Origin of the sequence: Klebsiella sp. 1SOBk5mer (assembly GCF_046603115.1) — a bacterium.
GTDB classification, from domain to species: domain Bacteria; phylum Pseudomonadota; class Gammaproteobacteria; order Enterobacterales; family Enterobacteriaceae; genus Klebsiella; species Klebsiella quasipneumoniae.
The window spans coordinates 61,386-83,904 of sequence record NZ_JBKIUU010000012.1; the positions used below are offsets into that span (position 1 = coordinate 61,386).

Annotated in this window: 13 protein-coding genes; 2 read left to right on the plus strand and 11 right to left on the minus strand. The window is 59.3% G+C overall.

From position 1 onward, the window contains the following. Positions 1-54: 54 nt before the first annotated feature. Together malQ and malP are read right to left on the minus strand one after the other, a co-directional pair. On the minus strand, positions 55-2,148 hold the full coding sequence (malQ, locus tag ACLH1U_RS21430; RefSeq protein ID WP_023291208.1) for a 4-alpha-glucanotransferase: 2,094 nt from the start codon (positions 2,146-2,148) through the stop codon (positions 55-57). A 10-nt stretch (positions 2,149-2,158) separates the two neighbouring features. After that, positions 2,159-4,549, minus strand: coding sequence for a maltodextrin phosphorylase (malP, locus tag ACLH1U_RS21435; RefSeq protein ID WP_032454237.1), 2,391 nt, complete (start codon positions 4,547-4,549; stop codon positions 2,159-2,161). Between the two features lie 625 nt (positions 4,550-5,174). Here malP and malT point away from each other — a divergent pair. Next, positions 5,175-7,880, plus strand: a complete 2,706-nt coding sequence (gene malT / locus ACLH1U_RS21440) for an HTH-type transcriptional regulator MalT (protein ID WP_023291210.1) — start codon at positions 5,175-5,177, stop codon at positions 7,878-7,880. Positions 7,881-7,895: 15 nt separating this feature from the next. Here malT and ACLH1U_RS21445 read toward each other — a convergent pair whose 3' ends face one another. Genes ACLH1U_RS21445 through glpE form a run of 3 tightly spaced genes read right to left on the minus strand, consistent with a single transcriptional unit; the run spans position 7,896 to position 9,914 of the window. After that, positions 7,896-8,654: a DeoR/GlpR family transcriptional regulator gene (locus tag ACLH1U_RS21445; protein WP_002920548.1), complete on the minus strand. Its 759-nt coding sequence runs from the start codon at positions 8,652-8,654 to the stop codon at positions 7,896-7,898. A gap of 49 nt (positions 8,655-8,703) precedes the next feature. Continuing rightward, a complete protein-coding gene (glpG, locus tag ACLH1U_RS21450) occupies positions 8,704-9,534 on the minus strand; it encodes a rhomboid family intramembrane serine protease GlpG (protein WP_004151408.1) in 831 nt (276 codons plus the stop codon). 50 nt (positions 9,535-9,584) lie between these two features. Continuing rightward, positions 9,585-9,914, minus strand: coding sequence for a thiosulfate sulfurtransferase GlpE (glpE, locus tag ACLH1U_RS21455; protein ID WP_023291211.1), 330 nt, complete (start codon positions 9,912-9,914; stop codon positions 9,585-9,587). 204 nt (positions 9,915-10,118) lie between these two features. Between glpE and glpD the strand changes: the two genes are divergently transcribed. Next, positions 10,119-11,627 (plus strand): glycerol-3-phosphate dehydrogenase, encoded by a 1,509-nt coding sequence (gene glpD, locus ACLH1U_RS21460; RefSeq protein WP_004202136.1) that lies wholly within the window; start codon positions 10,119-10,121, stop codon positions 11,625-11,627. 101 nt (positions 11,628-11,728) lie between these two features. Here glpD and glgP read toward each other — a convergent pair whose 3' ends face one another. The 6 genes from glgP to asd form a co-directional block, all read right to left on the minus strand. After that, on the minus strand, positions 11,729-14,176 hold the full coding sequence (gene glgP, locus ACLH1U_RS21465) for a glycogen phosphorylase (RefSeq protein ID WP_023291212.1): 2,448 nt from the start codon (positions 14,174-14,176) through the stop codon (positions 11,729-11,731). 17 nt (positions 14,177-14,193) lie between these two features. Next, positions 14,194-15,627 carry a glycogen synthase GlgA gene (glgA, locus tag ACLH1U_RS21470; protein ID WP_004202133.1) on the minus strand — a complete coding sequence of 478 codons (1,434 nt, stop codon included), beginning with the start codon at positions 15,625-15,627 and terminating at the stop codon, positions 14,194-14,196. Next, positions 15,627-16,922, minus strand: coding sequence for a glucose-1-phosphate adenylyltransferase (gene glgC / locus ACLH1U_RS21475; protein WP_002920566.1), 1,296 nt, complete (start codon positions 16,920-16,922; stop codon positions 15,627-15,629). Before glgC ends, glgA begins: the two co-directional genes overlap by 1 nt. A gap of 80 nt (positions 16,923-17,002) precedes the next feature. Next, entirely contained in the window at positions 17,003-18,979 is a 1,977-nt protein-coding gene (gene glgX / locus ACLH1U_RS21480; RefSeq protein ID WP_411299453.1) for a glycogen debranching protein GlgX, read from the minus strand. After that, entirely contained in the window at positions 18,976-21,162 is a 2,187-nt protein-coding gene (gene glgB, locus ACLH1U_RS21485; protein WP_023291214.1) for a 1,4-alpha-glucan branching enzyme, read from the minus strand. The genes glgX and glgB overlap by 4 nt, the downstream gene beginning before the upstream one ends. A gap of 238 nt (positions 21,163-21,400) precedes the next feature. Beyond that, the gene (gene asd / locus ACLH1U_RS21490; protein WP_032454240.1) at positions 21,401-22,507 is read right to left on the minus strand and encodes an aspartate-semialdehyde dehydrogenase; all 1,107 of its coding nucleotides are present in this window, start codon (positions 22,505-22,507) and stop codon (positions 21,401-21,403) included. Positions 22,508-22,519: the final 12 nt, after the last annotated feature.

The following is a 22,519-nucleotide window of genomic DNA, read 5'->3' on the forward strand; positions in this document are numbered from 1 at the left end:
CTTTTTTATCGGACATACTCTTCGCCGCGCTGAGGTGCGCGCGGCGGGGAGTCATCAGGAGGCGGCTTTTTTGCTCGCCGCTTTGCGCCGTTTATCCAGATCCTTAATCAGCTTATTGACCTGTTCATCGGCAAACATCTGCTCAAGGGTGACGGACAGCTTCCGGCGCCAGTTCGGGTACTCAGTGCTGGTGCCCGGAATATTGACCGGCGACGCCATCTCCAGCCAGTCTTCCGGCTGCAGGCCCAGCAGGGCGCTGTTGCTGTCGGCAATATAACGTTGCATCCCCCGGTTGAGGATCCCCGTCATGCTCATCAGGGAGGCCTTATGGCCGGCACGCTTGGGCAGACAGCCGTACTTATGCAGCGCATCCAGCAGCCCTTGCTTCGCCAGCTCACGGTCCTGGTACAGCCCGCGCAGCACCACCTCATCAGGATAGAGACCCAGCGCTTTGCCTAACGTCAGATCGCCGCTTTCCCAGTAGCCGCGGAGGGTGGGCAGGTCGTGCGTCGTCGCCACAGCCATTGATTGCTCCGGGTACAGCGCCGGCGCGCGGAACGTTTTCTCTGCATCACTCTCAAAATAGAGCACCTTATAGGAATAGACGCCGCTGTTGCGTAACTTGCTGACGATCTCCACCGGTACCGTGCCCAGATCTTCGCCGATCACCATGCAGCGATGGCGCTGGCTTTCCAGCGCCAGAAGCGACAGCAGATCGTCGACGGGATACTGAACGTAAGCGCCATGATCGGCGGTTTCACCATAGGGGATCCACCACAGACGCAGCACCGACATCACGTGATCGATACGCAGCGCGCCGCAGTTCTGCATATTGGCGCGCAGCAGGTCGATAAACGGCTCATAGGCGCGAGCGGCAATAATATGCGGATCCATCGGCGGCAGGCCCCAGTTCTGGCCCAGCGGACCCAGAATATCCGGCGGCGCGCCCACGGACGCTTTCAGACAGTACAGCTCACGGTCGCACCAGGTCTCCGACCCGCCTTCAGCGACGCCCACCGCCAGATCGCGGTAGAGGCCGATCGGCATCCCGTCGCGCTGGCTGGTTTCCCAGCAGGCGGCAAACTGGCTCCAGGCCAGCCACTGCAGCCAGAGATAGAAACTGACGTCGTCCTCATGCTCGACGCAGAAGGCTTTCACCTCCGGGCTGTCGATATCCTGAAAGGCCTTCGGCCAGGCCGGCCAGCCCCAGCGCAGCGGGTCCTGTTGAACCTGCCAGGCGTGCAGCGCATCGAAAGCGGCCTGCCAGTAGAGGCTTTCCCCTTCGCGCAGAACAAACTCGCGGAACGCCGTCATCTGTTCATCTTCACGACGGGAGAATCGTTTCCACGCCATACGCAGCGCGGTCATTTTCAGCGTGGTGACAGCGGTGTAATCCACATCATCCGTTTGCCGCGCCGCCTGCAAGGCCTGCTGGGTCGCAGCGGACTGCCACCACGCCTGCGCCTCTTCGCTACGCTGGAAATCTTCAACCGCGTTGACGTCGATGTAGATGACGTTCAGCCAGCGCCGTGAAGACGGGCTATACGGACTGGCGCTCTCCGGGTTCGCCGGATAGAGGGCATGGATCGGGTTGAGGCCAATAAACGACCCGCCGCGGCGGGCGATTTCCGGGAGCATGGCGCGCAGATCGCCAAAATCGCCGATCCCCCAGTTTTTCTCCGAACGCAGGGTATACAGCTGCACGCAGGTGCCCCACAGCTTTTTCCCCTCTTTCAGCGGCTGCGGCTCATAGCAGCGGGCCGGGGCGACGATGGTCCGGCAGTGCCAGCGCTCCCCCTCCTGGGTGAGCGTCAGGGAGTGATACCCCTCCGGCAGTCTGGCCGGCAGCGGCAGCGTCTCGCCGCCGCGGGTTTTACCCTGATACTGCTTACCGTCCTCAGTGGTCAGGATCCACTGATACTCACCGCGTCCTGCCACCGGCAGCGACATTTTTTTGCCGTGGGTGAAGATCTTCACGTTCGGCAGCGGGTTAACCGCCACTTTCGTGGCGGCGGTTGAGCGATGCATCGCATCCAGCAGACGCTGTTTGGTGACAGCCGCGATAGACTGCGGCTTGCCGTGCGCGTTGATATAGCTGGGGCTGATGCCCGCCGCCAGCGCGGCATTATCGAGGCGTTTACTCTCCATAGGCCTTCCTTTAGCGTTTCGCCTGCCAGATACGTTGCTGATAATCGCGGATCGAGCGGTCGGAGCTGAACATGCCGCAGCGCGCGGTGTTGAGGATTGTCGCGCGGGTCCAGGCCTCCTGGTCGCGATACAGCTCATCTACCCGTTTTTGCGCCGCCACGTAGGCTTCGAAATCGGCCAGCACCAGATACGGGTCGCCGCCCTGCAGCAGACTATGCAGCATCTGGTCGAAGGCATGCTTATCGCCGTTGCTATAGGTGCCGTTCTCCAGCTCCTTAAGCACTGCATCGAGCAGTTTGTCTTTTTTACGCCATTTCAGCGGATCGTAGCCTTTCGCTTTCAGGGCTTTCACTTCTTCTACCGTGTGGCCGAAGATAAAGATGTTCTCTTCACCGACCTGCTCGGCGATTTCCACGTTGGCGCCATCCAGCGTCCCGACGGTCAGCGCGCCGTTCAGCGCCAGCTTCATGTTGCCGGTGCCAGAGGCTTCTTTGCCCGCGGTGGAGATCTGCTCGGAGATATCCGCCGCCGGGATCAGTTTTTCCGCAGCCGATACACAATAGTCCGGCAGGAAGACCACTTTCAGCTTATCGCCGACTTTCGGGTCGTTGTTAATCGCTTCCGCTACCTTGTTGATGGCAAAAATAATGTTTTTCGCCAGATAGTACCCCGGCGCCGCTTTCGCGCCGAACAGGAAGACGCGCGGAACGCGGTCGGCCTGCGGGTTTTCGCGGATCTCTTTGTACAGCGCAAGGATATGCAGCAGGTTGAGGTGCTGACGCTTGTACTCGTGCAGACGTTTGATCTGAATGTCGAAAATCGCCTGCGGGTTGATCTCAATCCCGGTACGTTGCTTCACAAACTCAGCCAGATGAACTTTGTTGGCCTGCTTGATATCGCGATAAGTCTGACGGAATGCCGCATCGTCAGCGTATTTTTCCAGATTGATCAGCTGGTCGAGGTCATTGGCCCACTCTTTTTTCAGCGTCTCATCCAGCAGCGTGGCCAGCGCCGGGTTGCACTGCTTGATCCAGCGGCGCGGCGTGATGCCGTTGGTCACGTTATGGAATTTGTTCGGCCACAGCTGGTTATATTCCGGGAACAGATCTTTCACCACCAGGTCCGAGTGCAGCGCCGCCACGCCGTTGACGGCAAAACCGCCCACCACGCACATGTTGGCCATCCGTACCTGCTTGTCATGCACCACCGCCAGTTTCGCCCAGACCTGCTTATCGCCCGGCCAGGTTTTGTCCACCAGCAGTTTAAATTTGTCGTTAATCGCGTTGATGATCTGCATATGGCGCGGCAGCAGCGCTTTCACCAGCTTCTCATCCCAGCACTCCAGCGCTTCCGGCATCAGGGTATGGTTGGTGTAAGCAAAGGTTTTGCTGGTGATCGCCCAGGCGTCGTCCCAGCTCAGCTGGTGTTCGTCGATCAGCACGCGCAGCAGTTCCGGGATGGCGATGGTCGGGTGCGTATCGTTCAGCTGGATCACTTCGTAATCCGCCAGCTCGGCCAGCTTGCGGCCTGCCAGATGATGACGACGCAGGATATCGGCCACTGAGCAGGCGCACTGGAAGTACTGCTGCATCAGGCGCAGTTTTTTACCGGCCTGATGGTTGTCGTTCGGGTACAGCACCTTAGTCAGTTTTTCCGCGTCGATACCCTGCTGCTCGGCGCGCAGGAAATCGCCGTCGTTGAATTTGGTCAGGTTAAACGGATGGGCGTGTTTGGCCTGCCACAGACGCAGCGGCTGGGCGACGTTGTTGCGATAGCCGAGCACCGGCAGATCCCAGGCTTCGCCGGTAATGACGAACGCCGGCTGCCATTCGCCGTTTTTGCTGGCCTTGCCGCCGATGCCGACCTGAACATCCAGCGCCTCGTTATGGCGGAACCACGGGTAGCTGCTGCGACCCCAGTCGTCCGGGGCTTCCTTCTGCTGGCCATCGTCAAAGGATTGGCGGAACAGACCATACTGGTAATTGAGGCCGTAGCCGGTCGCCGACTGCCCCACGGTCGCCATGGAGTCGAGGAAGCAGGCTGCCAGACGGCCCAGGCCGCCGTTACCCAGCGCCGGGTCGGTCTCTTCTTCCAGCAGATCGGTGAGGTTGACGTCATAGCCTTTCAGCGCGTCGCTCACGCCCTCGTACCAGCCCAGGTTGAGCAGGTTGTTGCCGGTCAGGCGACCAATCAGAAACTCCATCGAGATGTAGTTAACGTGACGTTGTCCTTGCGCTGGTTTTGCCACCGGCTGCGCCGACAGAAGTTCCGCCAGCGCTCCGCTGACGGCGCGCCACCATTGACGCTGCGTCATCTCGGAAGCGGACTGTAAACCAAAACGCTGCCACTGACGCGTCAGTGCAGCCTGAAACTGAGCTTTGTTAAATGAAGTCTGTGACATAATGAGATCCGGGTCCTTTACTAAAACGATGGCGCTAGTGTGCCGACCTCCCGATTCATCGTCCTCATCCCGACGGGGATTAGACAGGGAGGAGTACCGGGGATGAGCGAAAAGTGTGATCCTGGCCACTATAGTGTGGGTGAGAAGGCCAAAATATGCTGTAAAAATCACCGCTGTATGACAGTCGAGATGTCACCTGTGCAGGGTAAAAATTTGTTACAGGCCACTACGCGGCAAAAACGCTTCCCGCCTTTCGCCTGGTTATTAAAAAAATAAATTGCGACCTCCGGGAAAATAAGCACATTTCATCACATTACTCCGCAAAAAAGATTACTTCTAAGAAATCACTGACAATAATTTAATAAAAACAAACAACTACTCCCGATATAAAATAAATCTCTCCCCGCTCCGCCAGCTGCCGGCTAAAAACCGCTGAGGACGAGTTCTGCCTGCGATTTTCCCCCATTCGCAACCAATGTCGAAATTTGTGACATAGAGCAAATTCAAGAGCATAAACTTCGGACATAACTTGCAATAAATTTCATAATCACCGACCTTATTAGATATTAATTACGAAGCGCAAAAAAAATCGCAACCTCTCTCTTGCACAGCGAAATGTAGAACTATGTTGATTCCGTCCAAATTAAGTCGTCCGGTCCGCCTTGAACACACCGTGGTTCGTGAGCGTTTACTGGCGAAACTTTCCGGCGCGAACAATTATCGTCTCGTGCTGATCACCAGTCCTGCCGGGTACGGTAAAACAACGCTCATTTCTCAGTGGGCCGCAGGTAAAAACGATCTTGGGTGGTTTTCGCTGGACGAAGGCGACAACCAGCAGGAGCGTTTTGCCAGCTATCTGATCGCGGCGATCCAGCAGGCCACCGGCAACCACTGCGCGGCCAGTGAAGCGATGGTGCAAAAGCGCCAGTACGCCAGCCTCTCCTCTCTTTTTGCGCAGCTGTTTATTGAACTCGCCGACTGGCAGCGCCCGCTGTACCTCGTCATTGATGATTATCACCTGATCAATAATCCGGTGATCCATGACGCGATGCGCTTTTTCCTGCGCCATCAGCCGGAGAATATGACCCTCGTGGTCCTGTCGCGGAACCTGCCGCAGCTGGGCATTGCCAACCTGCGCGTCCGCGATCAGCTGCTGGAGATTGGCAGCCAGCAGCTGGCCTTTACCCACCAGGAAGCGAAACAATTTTTCGACTGTCGTCTGACGTCGCCTATCGAAGCCGACGACAGCAGTCGGCTGTGCGACGACGTCGCCGGGTGGGCCACCGCGCTGCAGCTCATCGCCCTCTCCGCCCGCCAGAATAACTCCTCCGCCCAACACTCCGCCCGTCGCCTCGCCGGGATTAACGCCAGCCATCTGTCGGATTATCTGGTGGATGAAGTGCTGGATAACGTCGACGCCCGCACGCGTAACTTTTTGCTGAAGAGCTCTCTGCTGCGCTCAATGAACGACGCGTTAATCGTGCGCGTCACCGGCGAAGAGAATGGCCAGATGCAGCTGGAGGAGATCGAACGTCAGGGGCTGTTCCTGCAGCGGATGGATGATTCCGGCGAATGGTTCCGCTATCACCCGCTGTTTGGCAGTTTCCTGCGCCAGCGCTGTCAGTGGGAGCTGGCGGTTGAACTGCCGGAGATCCACCGCGCCGCGGCGGAGAGCTGGATGGCGCAAGGCTTCCCCAGCGAGGCCATCCACCATGCGCTGGCGGCCGGCGATGCCAAAATGCTGCGCGATATCTTGCTCAATCACGCCTGGGGCATGTTCAACCATAGCGAACTGGGTCTGCTGGAGCAGTCGCTGTCGGCGCTGCCCTGGTCAAATCTGCTGGAAAATCCGCGCCTGATCCTGCTGCAGGCCTGGCTGATGCAGAGCCAGCATCGCTACAGCGAAGTCAACACCCTGCTGGCGCGCGCCGAGCAGGAGATGAGCGTCGAAATGGATACCGCGATGCATGGCGACTTCAACGCCCTGCGCGCGCAGGTGGCGATTAACGACGGCGACCAGGACGAAGCGGAACGTCTGTCGATGGTGGCGCTGGAAGAGCTGCCGCTGGCCAACTATTACAGCCGCATCGTCGCCACCTCGGTACATGGCGAAGTCCTCCACTGTAAGGGGAAACTGACCAAATCTCTCGCCGTGATGCAGCAGACCGAACAGATGGCCCGCCGTCACGACGTCTGGCATTACGCCCTGTGGAGCATCATTCAGCAAAGCGAAATTCTGTTCGCCCAGGGCTTCCTGCAGGCCGCCTGGGAGAGCCAGGAGAAAGCCTTCCATCTGGTACGCGAACAGCATCTTGAGCAGCTGCCAATGCATGAGTTCCTGCTGCGCATCCGCTCTCAGCTGCTGTGGGCATGGGCGCGCCTCGACGAGGCTGAAGCCTGCGCCCGCCAGGGGATGGCGGTTCTCTCAACTTATCAACCGCAGCAGCAGCTGCAGTGCCTGGCGCTGATGGTGCAATGCTCGCTGGCGCGCGGCGATCTGGATAATGCCCGTAGCCACCTGAACCGGCTGGAAAACCTGCTCGGTAACGGTCACTACCACAGCGACTGGGTCTCCAACGCCGACAAGGTGCGGGTGATCTACTGGCAGATGACCGGCGATAAAACCGCGGCGGCCAACTGGCTGCGCCAGACGCCGAAGCCGGAATTCGCCAATAACCACTTCCTGCAGAGCCAGTGGCGCAATATTGCCCGCGCGCAGATCCTGCTGGGCGATTTCGAACCGGCGGAAATGGTGCTGGAAGAGCTGAACGAAAATGCGCGCTCACTGCGTTTGATGAGCGATCTCAACCGCAACCTGCTGCTGCTCAACCAGCTGTACTGGCAGGCAGGACGCAAGAGCGAAGCGCAGAAAGCCCTGCTGGAAGCCCTGACGCTCGCCAACCGCACCGGCTTTATCAACCACTTTGTGATTGAAGGCGAGGCGATGGCCCAGCAGCTGCGCCAGCTGATCCAGCTGAACACCCTGCCGGAGCTGGAGCAGCATCGCGCCCAGCGTATTCTGCGCGACATCAACCAGCATCATCGCCACAAATTCGCCCACTTTGACGAAGGGTTCGTCGAGCGGCTGCTGAATCACCCCGAGGTGCCGGAGCTTATCCGCACCAGCCCGCTGACCCAGCGCGAATGGCAGGTGCTTGGCTTAATCTATTCCGGCTACAGCAACGAGCAGATTGCCGGCGAGCTTGACGTGGCGGCCACCACCATCAAGACCCATATTCGCAACCTGTATCAGAAACTGGGCGTCGCCCACCGTCAGGACGCGGTGCAGCATGCCCAGCAGTTGCTTAAGATGATGGGATACGGCGTCTGACGACGCCGTTGTCGCTTAGCACAGCTCGAGCTGGAGGTTGTTATCGGTGATGACCTTGAGCACGCCCGCCGGGGGCAGCACATCGGTATAGACCGCATCGACCATGCTGATGCTGCCCATGTTGACCATCGCGTTACGGCCAAACTTGGTATGATCCACCACCAGCATCACGTGGCGTGAATTCTCAATAATCGCGCGCTTGGTGCGCACTTCATGATAATCAAACTCCAGCAGCGAGCCATCGCTGTCGACGCCGCTGATGCCGAGAATGCCGAAGTCGAGACGGAACTGCGAGATAAAGTCGAGGGTGGCTTCCCCGATGATCCCGCCGTCGCGGCTGCGCAGTTCGCCGCCGGCGAGAATAATGCGGAAGTCCTCTTTCACCATCAGCGTGTTGGCGACGTTCAGGTTATTGGTCACAATCCGCAAATCGTTGTGATCGAGCAGGGCGTGCGCCACCGCTTCCGGCGTGGTGCCGATATCGATAAACAGCGTCGCCCCGTCCGGGATCTCGCTGGCCACCCGCCGGGCGATACGCTCTTTCTCCGCCGTCTGGGTCGCTTTGCGATCGTGCCAGGAGGTGTTCACCGAGCTGGAGGGCAGCGCCGCGCCGCCGTGATGACGGAGGATCATTTTCTGTTCGGCTAAATCGTTCAGGTCGCGGCGGATGGTCTGCGGGCTGACCGCGAACTGCTCAACCAGCTCTTCCGTGCTGACGTAACCCTGTTTTTTTACCAGCTCGATAATGGCGTCATGACGTTGTGTTTGTTTCATGAAATATCCCTGGAAAAATGTCGCCTACCCGACCCCTGTCGGTAAGTCTTTATGCGCGTTTTCGCCCATGCAAGGTATCGACAAACGCCATCGCCAGGCCGGTCGCCAGACCAGCCACGTGCGCGCCGTTAGCGATCGCCATGCCGAAAACGTCAAACCAGCCAGCAATTAACCACACTAAAGAGAAGAGTATCAACCCGCGCTGCAGATAAATACCGCTCTGCGGATCGCGCTCGCCCCGCAGCCAGACATAGCCCATCAGCGCGTAAACCACGCCCGACAGCCCGCCAAACCACGGGCCGCTAAACTGGTGCTGCACAAAGCCGCTCAGCAGGGCGCTGATGACGGTGATCACCACCAGCTTGCCGCTGCCGATGCGCTTTTCCACCGCGCCGCCGAGATACCACCACCATAGCAGGTTGAAGAGAATATGCATCAGCGAGAAATGCATGAAAGCATGGCTGAAATAGCGCCAGGCTTCGAACTGCAGCGAAGGATCGTAGGGCCAGGCCAGCCAAATCATCACCGGCTGATCGCCCAGCAGATTTTGCAGGATGAACACCGCGATGCAGATCAGCAGAATCGCCCAGGTGAACGGGCCGGCGTTATGCCGCAGCGTGGCAAAGAAAGGAAAGCGCTGATAGCGCAACCCGCTGTTGGTCTGTCCGGACTGCCAGCTCGCCGCCAGATAGCGCGGGTCCGCCGGATTTTCGAGAAAACGCGCCAGCTCAGCCCTGACGCGCCCGGCCTGACTCTCATCAGCCAGCCAGACGTCGCTCTGGGTGTGCTGCTGGATAGTCAGGATAATCCCCTGCGTCGCCATATAATCGACAAACGCCTGGGCCACGCGCGGGTTGGCAAAAGAGGTAATCATTAACATGCAGCGAATCGCTTATTCCACACAAAGGGAGATAGTATACCTGCCAGTCGTTAAAACGTCCCGTGCGCCACTTCCGCCGGGAAATGGCGATGCCAGGCGTCGAACCCGCCGTCAACGCTGTAGACCTTATCAAACCCCTGCTGCAGCAGATACTGCGCGGCGCCCTTGCTGCTGTTGCCGTGATAGCACATCACCATCACCGCCGTGTCAAAGTCGTTGTCACGCATAAACGCGCCCAGGGTATCGTTGGTCAGATGAAACGCGCCCGGCGTATGGCCCATCGCATAGCTTTGCGGATCGCGGATATCGACCAAAACCGCCGTCTGCTGATGCAGTTTCTGGTGCGCTTCTTCAACGTTGATACATTCAAACTGTTCCATGGTTCTCTTCTCTTTCTCGTCATGACGGGCAGTGGCCGGCCCAATTTTACCCTGTAGTGTACCGTCAGGCGGTAAAGAAACGCCAATATGTTACACCCATCACTCCAAAATGTTTTTTTGATGTTACCAAAAGCGCGTTTGTTTGCTATAGTGAGCGATATCGAGCATTTGTGAGCTTAAACGAAAGTGTGAGAGGGTAAGAACGTGGAAACCAAAGATCTGATTGTGATAGGCGGAGGCATCAACGGTGCCGGTATCGCGGCAGATGCCGCCGGGCGTGGTTTATCCGTACTGATGCTGGAAGCGCGCGATCTCGCCTGCGCCACCTCCAGCGCCAGTTCCAAACTGATCCACGGCGGGCTACGCTACCTCGAACACTATGAGTTCCGCCTGGTCAGCGAAGCGCTGGCCGAACGCGAAGTGCTGTTAAAAATGGCCCCGCATATCGCCTTCCCGATGCGCTTTCGTCTCCCGCATCGCCCGCATCTGCGTCCGGCATGGATGATCCGCATCGGCTTGTTTATGTACGATCATCTGGGCAAACGCACCAGTCTGCCGGGATCCACCGGCTTGCGTTTTGGCGCAGAATCGGTACTTAAGCCGGAAATTGTGCGCGGTTTCGAATATTCCGACTGCTGGGTCGACGATGCCCGCCTGGTGCTGGCCAACGCGCAGATGGTCGTCCGCAAAGGCGGCGAGGTGCGGACCCGCACTCGCGCCATCTCGGCAAAACGGGAGAACGGCCTGTGGGTGGTGGAAGCGGAAGATATCGATAGCGGCGAGAAGTTTACCTGGAAGGCGCGCGGTCTGGTCAATGCCACCGGTCCATGGGTCAAACAGTTCTTCGACGAAGGGATGCATCTCCGCTCGCCTTACGGTATCCGCCTGATCAAGGGCAGCCACATCGTGGTGCCGCGGGTGCATACCCAGAAGCAGGCCTACATTCTGCAAAACGAAGATAAACGTATTGTGTTTGTTATCCCGTGGATGGATGAGTTCTCCATCATCGGCACGACGGACGTCGAGTATAAGGGCGATCCGAAAGCGGTGGCCATTGATGATAAAGAGATTAATTACCTGCTGAACGTCTATAACGCGCACTTTAAAAAGACCCTCAGCCGGGACGATATCGTCTGGACCTACTCCGGCGTCCGTCCGCTGTGCGACGACGAGTCGGATTCACCGCAGGCGATCACCCGCGACTACACGCTGGATATTCACGATGAGAACGGCCAGGCGCCGCTGCTCTCCGTCTTCGGCGGCAAGCTGACCACCTATCGCAAACTGGCCGAGCATGCGCTGGAAAAACTGACCCCCTATTACAAAGGGATCGGCCCGGCATGGACCAAAACCGCAGTGCTCCCCGGCGGCGATATCGGCGGCGACCGCGACGACTACGCGGCAAAACTGCGCCGTCGCTTCCCGTTCATCAGTGAATCACTGGCCCGCCATTATGCCCGCACCTACGGGAGCAACAGCGAGTGGATCCTCAAAGAAGCCAGCGCCCTGAGCGATCTGGGGGAAGATTTCGGCCATGAGTTTTATGAAGCCGAGCTGAAGTATCTGGTTGAGCATGAATGGGTGCGCAGCCTGGATGACGCCATCTGGCGTCGAACCAAACAGGGCATGTGGCTGAATGGCGAGCAGCAGGCGCGCATCAGCGAATGGCTGGCGCAGCATGCGGGAAAGTCTGAGCTGTCGTTAGCGTCTTAACGCGCCCGGTTGCGCGGGCCTGGGGAAACGCCTGAGGCCGGATCCAACCGCAATAATGAAACAACGGGGCCAAATGGCCCCGTTGTGTTGCGTTGACTGGCTTACAGCCTTACCGGGTCGATATGCCAGATATATTTCGCGTACTCCTGGATCGTCCGGTCGGAAGAGAAGTAGCCCATATTGGCAATATTCAGCATCGCCTTGTAGGCCCACTCTTCCGGATGTTGATACAGCTCGTCGACGCGATCCTGGCAGTCCACATAGCTACGATAGTCCGCCAGCACCTGGTAGTGGTCGCCAAAGTTAATCAGCGAATCCAGCAGGTCACGGTAGCGCCCCGGTTCCGCCGGGCTGAAAACGCCGGTACCGATCTGCGTCAGCGCCTGGTGAAGCTCTTCATCCTGCTCGTAATATTCGCGCGGTTTATAGCCGCTGCGACGCAGCTCCTCCACCTCTTCCGCGGTGTTGCCGAAGATAAAGATATTCTCTTCGCCCACGTGCTCCTGCATCTCCACGTTCGCCCCGTCGAGGGTGCCGATCGTCAGCGCGCCGTTAAGGGCAAACTTCATATTACTGGTGCCGGAGGCTTCCGTGCCTGCGAGCGAGATCTGTTCCGACAGGTCTGCCGCCGGAATGATTAGCTGCGCCAGGCTGACGCTGTAGTTGGGGATAAAAACGACCTTCAGCTTGTCGCCAATCTGCGGATCGTTATTGATCACCGCCGCCACATCGTTGATCAGGTGAATAATATGCTTGGCCATGTAGTAGGCTGAAGCCGCCTTACCGGCGAAAATGTTCACCCGCGGCACCCACTCCGCCTGCGGATCGGCTTTGATCCGGTTATAGCGGGTAATGACGTGCAGCACATTCATCAGCTGGCGTTTGTACTCGTGAATGCGTTTGATCTGCACATCAAACAGCGCCTTCGGATTCACCACCACATTAAGCTGCTGCGCAATATAGCTGGCCAGCCGCTGTTTGTTTTCCAGTTTAGCCTGACGCACTGCCTGATTGACCGTCGGATAGTCGATATGCTGCTTCAGCTCGTCAAGCTGGCTCAGATCGGTCCGCCAGGTGCGGCCGATATGCTCATCCAGCACTTTCGACAGCGGCGGGTTGGCCAGCGCCAGCCAGCGGCGCGGCGTGACGCCGTTGGTCACGTTGATAAAGCGCATCGGGAAAATTTTGGCGAATTCGGCAAACAGCGACTCCACCATCAATCGGGAATGTAGCTCCGACACCCCATTGACCTTGTGGCTGACCACCACCGCCAGCCAGGCCATCCGCACGCGACGGCCGTTTGACTCGTCGATAATCGAGGTCCGGCTGAGCAGCGCGGTATCGTTGGGATACTGCTCCTGCAGGGTCTTGAGGAAGTAGTCGTTAATCTCAAAGATAATCTGCAGATGGCGCGGGAGAATTTTGCCCAGCATATCCACCGGCCAGGTCTCGAGCGCTTCGCTCATCAGGGTATGGTTGGTATAGGAGAAGACCTGACAGGTCACCTCGAACGCCTCGTCCCAGCTGAATTTATGCTCGTCGATAAGCAGGCGCATCAGCTCCGGTATCGACAGCACCGGGTGGGTGTCATTCAGGTGGATGGCTATCTTGTCCGCCAGGTTGTCATAGGTCTTATGCAACAGATAGTGGCGGTTCAGAATATCCTGCACCGTGGCCGAGACGAGGAAATACTCCTGGCGCAGGCGCAGCTCGCGGCCGGAGTAGGTCGAGTCGTCCGGATAGAGGACGCGGGAGACGTTTTCGGAGTGGTTCTTATCCTCTACCGCGGCGAAGTAGTCGCCCTGGTTAAACTTACCGAGGTTAATTTCGCTACTGGCCTGCGCGCTCCACAGACGCAGCGTGTTGGTGGCGTCGGTGTCAAAGCCGGGGATAATCTGATCGTAGGCTTCGGCAATGATCTCTTCCGTCTCTATCCAGCGGGTTTTCTTCCCCTCCTGCTGAATGCGGCCGCCGAAGCGCACTTTATAGCGGGTGTTGTGGCGCTCAAACTCCCACGGGTTACCGTACTCCAGCCAGTAGTCAGGGGACTCTTTTTGCCGGCCATCGACGATATTCTGTTTAAACATCCCGTAGTCGTAGCGGATCCCGTAGCCACGTCCCGGCAGCCCCAGCGCCGCCAGGGAGTCAAGGAAGCAGGCCGCCAGGCGGCCCAGACCGCCGTTGCCAAGCCCGGGGTCGTTCTCTTCATCGATCAGCTCTTCGAGATCGAGCCCCATCTCCGCCAGCGCGCTGCTCACATCGTCATAGATGCCGAGCGACAACAGGGCATTCGAGAGGGTACGGCCGATCAGGAACTCCATCGACAGATAGTATACCTGGCGCACTTCCTGCGAGAGCTGCGCGCGGTTGGAGCGCAGCCAGCGCTCCACCATGCGATCGCGAACGGCAAACAGCGTGGCGTTAAGCCATTCATGCTTGTTAGCGATGGCCGGATCTTTACCGATGATAAACATCAGCTTATAGGCAATAGAATGTTTTAACGCCTCAACGCTCAGCGTCGGTGATGCATAGCTAAAGGGTACATTCATAACAATGACTCCAGTGATTACATCAAGCGTTGATAAAGTTCGCGATAGGAGTTCGCGGCAACCTGCCAGCTAAAATCCATATTCATCGCCTGACGCTGCACATAGCGCCAGAGCGATGGGCGCGACCAGAGGACAAAGGCGCGACGTATAGCGCGCAGCAATGACAGCGCATTGCTGTCCTCAAAGACAAAACCTGTCGCCAGACCATCGGCAAGGTTCTCCAGCGAACTGTCAGAGACCGTGTCCGCCAGCCCGCCGGTGCGGCGCACCAGCGGCAGCGTACCGTACTTCAGACCGTACAGCTGGGTCAGGCCGCAGGGTTCAAAGCGGCTCGGGACCAGAATGACGTCGGCGCCCCCCATAATGCGGTGGGAGAAGGCCTCATGATAGCCAATCTGCACCCCCACCTTGCCCGGGTGTTCGGCAGCGGCGGCGAGGAACCCTTCCTGCAGCACCGGATCACCGGCGCCCAGCAGCGCCAGCTGGCCGCCCTGCTCGAGCAGGCCCGGCAGCGCTTCAAGCACCAGATCGAGCCCTTTCTGGCTGGTGAGACGGCTGACGACGGCAAACAGCGGCGCTTTATCATCGACCTTCAGGCCCATGGCGATCTGCAGCTGACGCTTGTTTTCCGCCTTCTCCTCCAGCGTGTCGCGATCGTAGCGCATCGGCAGCAGGAGGTCGTTTTGCGGGCTCCAGATACCGTCGTCAACGCCGTTGAGAATTCCCGACAGCCGCCCTTCATGATGGCGCTGACGCAGCAGCCCCTCCATGCCGTAGGCGTACTGCGGCTCGGTGATCTCGCGCGCGTAGGTCGGGCTCACCGCCGTAATATGGTCGGCGTAGTAAAGGCCGGCCTTCAGAAACGAGATCTGGCCGTTAAACTCGAGGCCATGCATGTTGTAAAACGACCACGGCAGCTCGATATCATTCATATGCCAGGAGTAAAACATCCCCTGGTACGCCAGGTTGTGCACGGTAAAGACCGATTTAGCCGGACGCCCGCGCGCCGCCAGGTAGGCCGGCGTCAGGCCGGCGTGCCAGTCGTGGGCATGGACCACATCCGGGCGCCAGAACGGATCCAGTCCGCTGGCCATTTCGCTTCCCACCCAGCCCAGCAGCGCAAAGCGCAGAACGTTGTCGGTATAAGCGTGCTGGTTGGTATCGTGGTAAGGGCTCCCCGGCCGGTCATAGAGATGCGGGGCGTCTATCAGATAGATCCCCACGCCGTTAAAGTGGCCGTACAGCAGCGTGATCCGCCCGGCGAACGTATCCCGGCGGGTCACCACCTGGGCATCCACCACGCCGCGGCGGATATCGGGAAACGCCGGCAACAGCACGCGCGTATCGATACCCTCCGCGATTTGCGCCGCCGGCAGCGCGCCGATGACGTCCGCCAGACCGCCCGTCTTTAACAGCGGGAACATCTCAGAACATACATGTAAGACCTGCATTAGCGCTCCTGTTTGTGCCCCAATTTCCGCAGCATGTCGCGGGTCACCAGCACGATACCTTCCTCTGAGCGATAGAAGCGGCGTGCATCCTCTTCCGCGTTCTCACCAATCACCATACCTTCCGGGATGACGCAGGCGCGGTCAATCACGCAGCGACGCAGGCGGCATGAGCGCCCCACCCAGACATCTGGCAACAAGACTGCCGAATCAATGTTACAGAATGAGTTCACCCGCACGCGCGGGAACAGCACCGACTGCACCACCACCGACCCGGAGATAATGCAGCCCCCGGAGACCAGCGAGTTCAGGGTCATGCCGTGGCTTCCGGAACGGTCCTGCACGAACTTCGCCGGCGGCAGCGATTCCATATGGGTACGGATCGGCCAGTTCTGGTCGTACATATCCAGCTCCGGCGTGACTGACGCCAGATCGAGGTTGGCCTTCCAGTAGGCCTCCAGCGTCCCCACGTCGCGCCAGTACGGCTCGGCGTTCGGGTCGGACTGCACGCAGGAGAGCGGGAAAGGATGTGCATAAGCCATGCCAGCTTCGGTGATCTTCGGAATGATGTCTTTGCCGAAATCATGGCTGGAGTTCTCGTTGCGATCGTCTTCCTCCAGCAGCTCATAAAGATAGGCGGCGTCGAAGACATAAATGCCCATGCTGGCCAGCGATTTGGTCGGGTCGGTCGGCATCGCCGGCGGGTTGGCGGGTTTCTCGACAAACTCAATGATTTTTTCGTTTTCGTCGACCGCCATGACGCCGAAGGCGGATGCCTCTTCAATGGGCACCGGCATGCAGGCCACGGTGCAACGCGCCCCTTTTTCGACATGGTCGATCAGCATGCGCGAGTAGTCCTGCTTATAAATATGGTCGCCCGCGAGGATCACCACGTACTCGGCCTTGTAGCGGCTGATGATGTCCAGGTTCTGCGTCACCGCGTCCGCCGTGCCGCGATACCAGTTTTCGCCGTGTACGCGCTGTTGGGCCGGCAGCAGATCGACAAACTCGTTCATCTCTTCGCTGAAGAACGACCAGCCGCGCTGAATGTGCTGCACCAGCGTATGCGACTGATACTGGGTAATAACGCCGATGCGGCGGATCCCTGAGTTAATGCAGTTAGATAATGCGAAATCGATAATACGGAACTTGCCGCCGAAGTGAACGGCAGGTTTCGCACGCTTAATGGTGAGATCCTTAAGCCGGGTGCCACGGCCGCCCGCGAGGATCAACGCCACGGATTTGATAGGTAATTGACGCGCCAGCATCAGCGGATCGTTTTTTTCAAGCCTAACCATGATTAACTCCTTTTTACACCCCCGCTTTCCTGCTCATCCCGCCGCGCCGCCGCCACGGGTTCAACCGGAAGCTTCAGGGCTTACGACCTTTGAAATACGCACACTCCGTGCGCGGGCCCATGCCAGACAGCCATGATGACCGGATTATCCTCTCCGGCGAATGGAGGAACGGCGCGCCATTCCCCCTCGGGTAAAACCATATCGACCACCTCTGCGGTGGCGTTCAGCGTGAGCAGCCAGCGATCCGACAACTGGATCTGCATACACGCTGCCCCCTGCTGCCACTCCCCGGCAGTCAGCGGCTGGGCATGGCGATTAAGCCAGCGGACGCTGCCATCCCCCTCCTGCCACCAGCGGTTGCGGGTGAGCGCCGGAATGCGCCGGCGCAGGTGGATCAGCGCCGCGGTAAAGGCGGTTAATCCCGGGTTCGCCTGGCGCCAGTCGAGCCAGGTCAGGGCGTTGTCCTGACAGTAGGCATTATTGTTGCCGTGCTGGCTGTGGCCCTGCTCATCGCCCGCCAGCAGCATCGGCGTCCCCTGAGCCAGCAGCAGCGTCGTCAGCAGCGCATGCACGCTGGCGCGTCGCCGTTCAATCACCGCAAAATTAGCTTCTAATCCTTCTATACCATGATTGTTGCTGTAGTTATTGTTAGTCCCATCGCGATTCTCCTCCCCGTTCGCCTCATTGTGTTTCTGATTGAAACAAACGCAGTCGCGCAGCGTGAAGCCATCGTGGGCCGTCACCAGATTGACCGTCGCCGATGGCGGCTTGCCATCACGGGCAAAGAGATCGCTGGAGGCCGCGAAGCGTTGCGCGAAATCCCCCAGGGAGACGTTTTGCTGCAGCCAGAAGCGGCGGGCGCTATCGCGAAAATGGTCGTTCCACTCGGCGAACTGCGGGGGAAAATTGCCCACCTGGTAGCCCCCCGGGCCGATATCCCAGGGTTCGGCGATCAGTTTCACCTGCGACAGCACGCTGTCGTGGCGGATAGCCTCGAACAGCGGCGCATCCTGGCGGAATTCCGGCGTCCGCCCCATCACTGAGGCGAGATCGAAGCGAAAACCGTCGACATGGCACTCATCCACCCAGAAGCGCAAACACTGGCGCGCCAGTTCCACTACCCCCGGGTGGCTGAGATTGAGCGTATTCCCGCACCCGGTCCAGTTGTGATAATCGCCATCTTCCCTTACCCAATAATAGCTACGGTTGTCGATTCCGCGCAGGGAGACGGTGGGACCTTCAAGATCGATTTCCGCGCTATGGTTGAGCACGATATCCAGAATCACCTCGATACCGGCGGCGTGCAGCGCCTTAACCGCATCGCGAAACTCATCCAGGGCGCGCGTCGGGTCGCTGGCATAGCGCGGATCCAGCGCGAACCAGGCCAGCGGGTTGTAGCCCCAGTAGTTGCTCAACCCCATCCGCTGCAGTCGCGGCTCGCTGGCGAACTGCGCCACTGGCAACAGTTCAAGGGCGCTGATGCCCAGCGATTTGAAGTAAGCGATCATCACCGGGTGGCCCAGCGCCTTATACGTTCCGCGAATGGCTTCCGGCAGCTGCGGATTAAGCAGGGTGAGCCCTTTCACGTGCGCTTCATAAAGCACCGTTTCCCCCCATGGGGTACGCGGCGATTTATCGCCCAGCCAGTCGTAACGCAGATCCACTACCTGCGATTTTGGCGCTATCGCGGCGCTATCGCGATGATCCGGCTGCCACATTCCGCCGTGCAGGCGCTCGTCGTCCGGCAGATCGCCCTCAACCCGGTGAGCGCAGGGATCGAGCAGCAGCTTGGCCGGGTTAAAGCGGTGTCCCTGCGCCGGATCCCAGGGGCCATGCACCCGGTAGCCGTAGCGCAGGCCCGGCCCGACGGCAGCCAGCCAGCCGTGCCAGATGTCGCCGCTGCGCGCCGGGAGATCGAAGCGTTGCTCGTTGCCCTGCTCGTCGAACACGCACAGCTCCACCCGCTCCGCGTGGGCGGAGAAGAGGGCGAAGTTCACCCCCTTGCCGTCATAGCTGGCGCCCAACGGCGCAGGCTTGCCTGCCGCGAGGTTGGTCATTGCGCCTCCCGGACCAGCCAGATCGTCGCCAGCGGCGGCAGGGTCAGGGACAGCGAATGTTCGCGACCGTGGCTGGGGATGGCATCGCTTTCCACCACCCCGCCGTTGCCCTGGTTGCTGCCGTGATAGTGCATTGAGTCGGTATTCAACGCCTCGCGCCAGCGGCCCGGCTGGTTGATGCCGAAGCGGTAGTCGTGGCGCGGCACCGGCGTGAAGTTGCTGGCGACGATAATCTCGTTCCCCGCCCGGTCGCGGCGCACAAAGACAAACACTGAGCGCTCGTGGTCGTCCACCACCAGCCATTCGAAGCCGTACGGGTCAAAGTCCAGCTCGTGCAGCGCCTTATGGTGGCGATAGGTATGGTTCAGGTCGCGCACCAGCCGCTGGACGCCGTGGTGCCAGTTGTCGCCGCCCTCCAGCAGATGCCAGTCGAGGCTGCCGTCGTGGTTCCACTCGCGGCCCTGGGCGAACTCATTGCCCATAAACAGCAGCTTTTTCCCCGGGAAGGCGAACAGCCAGCCGTAGTAGGCGCGCAGGTTGGCGAACTTCTGCCAGGCGTCCCCCGGCATGCGGTCGAGAATCGATTTTTTGCCGTGCACCACTTCATCGTGGGAGAGCGGCAGCACAAAGTTCTCGGTGTAGTTGTAGAGCATGCCGAAGGTCATTTTGTCGTGATGGAAGCGGCGGTGCACCGGATCGAGTTTCATGTAATCCAGGGTGTCGTGCATCCAGCCGAGGTTCCATTTGAACCAGAAACCGAGGCCGCCGCCGGCTGGCGGACGGGTTACCCCGGCGAAATCGGTGGACTCTTCCGCCATGGTGACCGCGCCCGGCGTCTGTTCGCCAAGGATGCGGTTGGTGTTGCGCAGAAACTCAATGGCTTCCAGATTTTCCCGGCCACCGTACTCGTTGGGGATCCACTCCCCCGCCTTGCGGCTATAGTCGCGATAGATCATCGAGGCCACCGCGTCGACGCGCAGAGCATCGATGCCGAAGCGTTCGATCCAGTACAGCGCATTTCCCACCAGGAAGTTGCTGACTTCGCGGCGTCCGTAGTTGTAGATCAGGGTATTCCAGTCCTGGTGATACCCCTCGCGCGGATCGCTGTGCTCATACAGGGCGGTGCCATCGAAAGAGGCAAGGGCAAAATCATCCGCCGGGAAGTGGCCAGGCACCCAGTCCAGAATGACGTTTAGCCCGGCGGCGTGCGCGGCGTTGATAAAGTAACGGAAATCATCGCGGGTGCCGAACCGGCGGGTCGGCGCATAGAGGCCGGTGGGTTGATAGCCCCAGCTGCCGTCGAACGGGTGCTCGTTAACCGGCAGCAGCTCGAGATGGGTGAAGCCCATCCATTTCGCGTAGGGCACCAGCTGGTCGGCCAGCTCGCGGTAGCTCAGCCAGAAATTATTGTCGGTATGGCGACGCCATGAGCCAAGATGCACTTCATAGATAGAGACAGGGGCATCGAACTGGTTCGCCGCTTTGCGGTCCGCCGGCTGTTCGACTTTAGGCGGCAGGTCACAGATAAGCGAGGCGCTTTCCGGACGCATTTGCGATTCAAAGGCGTAAGGGTCAGCTTTGACCCGCAGATGGCCGTGGGCGTCAATCAGCTCGAATTTATACAGCTGGCCATTGTGCGCGCCCGGGACGAACAGTTCCCAGATGCCGGACTCTTTGCGGAATCGCATCGGGTGGCGCCGGCCGTCCCAGTAGTTAAACTGCCCCACCACTGAGACGCGACGGGCGTTCGGCGCCCATACCGAGAAACGGGTGCCGGTGACGCCGTCCATGGTGGCGGCGTGCGCGCCCAGCGTTTCGTAAGGGCGCAGGTGGGTCCCTTCCGACAGCAGCCAGACGTCAAGATCCTGCAGCAGCGGACCAAAGCGATAAGGGTCATCAATCAGATTCTGCTGCCCGTGCCAGGTGACGGCCAGCTGATAGCGAAAGGCGTTTTTACGCCGCGGCAGAACGCCGCTGAAGAAACCACGCGAGTCGAGGCATTCGAGCTTGCCGACTTTGCGTCCGGTTTTCGGTTCAATAACCCACACATCGGTGGCATCGGGTAATAATGCGCGCACTTCCAGCCCGGCGTCGGTACGGTGCATGCCGAGCACGGAAAAAGGGTCCGCGAAATGACCGGCGATTAGCGCATTAATCACGTCTCTATCGATATGATTAGACATGCTTTCATCCTGTTGTAAGTGTCGCTCATTCCTGTAACTGGCGACTTTTTTTGACCTGAACGGCGCAGCGCTTTCTGCATCCTTCTGCTCCGTCCCACCTTCAGGTAAGGAATTCCTTACTTAAAGCATAGCCAAGGCTGAGTTACCTCCGTGGGGAAAAATCTAACATCCGCGTTTACTCCTTGTATTACGCAAAAAAAAAGGGGGCTCGAAGACCCCCTTTCTGTTCATCCTGCGCTTACGCCAGCTGGCGAAGCATCCGGCGCAGCGGCTCCGCGGCGCCCCACAGCAGCTGGTCGCCAACGGTAAAGGCCGACAGATACTCCGGCCCCATATTCAGTTTACGCAGGCGACCTACCGGGGTGGTCAGGGTGCCAGTCACCGCGGCTGGGGTCAGCTCGCGCATGGTAATGTCGCGATCGTTCGGTACCACTTTGGCCCACGGGTTGTGCGCGGCCAGCAGCTCCTCAACGGTCGGGATAGAGATATCTTTTTTCAGCTTGATGGTGAACGCCTGGCTGTGGCAGCGCAGCGCGCCGACGCGGACGCACAGGCCGTCTACCGGGATAACGGACGAGGTGGCGAGGATCTTGTTGGTCTCCGCCTGGCCTTTCCACTCTTCGCGGCTCTGGCCGTTATCCAGCTGTTTGTCGATCCACGGGATCAGGCTGCCCGCCAGCGGTACGCCGAAGTTATCCACCGGCAGCTCGCCGCTGCGGGTCAGCGACGTCACTTTGCGCTCGATATCCAGAATGGCGGAAGCCGGGTCCGCCAGCTCTGCCGCGACGTGGTTGTGCAGCTGGCCCATCTGGCTCAGCAGTTCGCGCATATGACGCGCGCCGCCGCCGGAAGCCGCCTGGTATGTCGCCACGCTGACCCACTCCACCAAATCCTGGGCAAACAGGCCGCCGAGGGACATCAGCATCAGGCTGACGGTACAGTTGCCGCCGACAAAGGTTTTTACGCCATTGTTCAGGCCGGCGGTGATCACGTCCTGGTTAACCGGGTCGAGGATAATGATCGCATCGTCCTTCATGCGCAGCGAAGAGGCGGCGTCAATCCAGTAACCCTGCCAGCCGCTTTCGCGCAGCTTCGGGTAAATCTCGTTGGTGTAATCGCCGCCCTGGCACGTGACAATAATGTCCAGTGCCTTCAGCGCGTCCAGATCGAACGCATCCTGAAGCGTGCCACCGGTGCTACCGCCGAAAGACGGCGCTGGCTGTCCCAGCTGGGAGGTAGAGAAGAACACCGGGCGAATGGCGTCGAAATCGCGCTCTTCAACCATGCGTTGCATGAGAACAGAGCCGACCATTCCGCGCCAGCCGATAAAACCAACATTTTTCATAACGTATTCCTG

Bases quoted from the DNA above. Each gene is read 5' to 3' on its own strand.
- glgX (WP_411299453.1), bottom strand. From the start codon at position 18,979: ATGACCAACCTCGCGGCAGGCAAGCCTGCGCCGTTGGGCGCCAGCTAT.
- malQ (WP_023291208.1), bottom strand. From the start codon at position 2,148: ATGGAGAGTAAACGCCTCGATAATGCCGCGCTGGCGGCGGGCATCAGC.
- glgB (WP_023291214.1), bottom strand. From the start codon at position 21,162: ATGTCTAATCATATCGATAGAGACGTGATTAATGCGCTAATCGCCGGT.
- glpG (WP_004151408.1), bottom strand. From the start codon at position 9,534: ATGTTAATGATTACCTCTTTTGCCAACCCGCGCGTGGCCCAGGCGTTT.
- ACLH1U_RS21445 (WP_002920548.1), bottom strand. From the start codon at position 8,654: ATGAAACAAACACAACGTCATGACGCCATTATCGAGCTGGTAAAAAAA.
- glgA (WP_004202133.1), bottom strand. From the start codon at position 15,627: ATGCAGGTCTTACATGTATGTTCTGAGATGTTCCCGCTGTTAAAGACG.
- malP (WP_032454237.1), bottom strand. From the start codon at position 4,549: ATGTCACAGACTTCATTTAACAAAGCTCAGTTTCAGGCTGCACTGACG.
- malT (WP_023291210.1), top strand. From the start codon at position 5,175: ATGTTGATTCCGTCCAAATTAAGTCGTCCGGTCCGCCTTGAACACACC.
- asd (WP_032454240.1), bottom strand. From the start codon at position 22,507: ATGAAAAATGTTGGTTTTATCGGCTGGCGCGGAATGGTCGGCTCTGTT.
- glpE (WP_023291211.1), bottom strand. From the start codon at position 9,914: ATGGAACAGTTTGAATGTATCAACGTTGAAGAAGCGCACCAGAAACTG.
- glgC (WP_002920566.1), bottom strand. From the start codon at position 16,922: ATGGTTAGGCTTGAAAAAAACGATCCGCTGATGCTGGCGCGTCAATTA.
- glgP (WP_023291212.1), bottom strand. From the start codon at position 14,176: ATGAATGTACCCTTTAGCTATGCATCACCGACGCTGAGCGTTGAGGCG.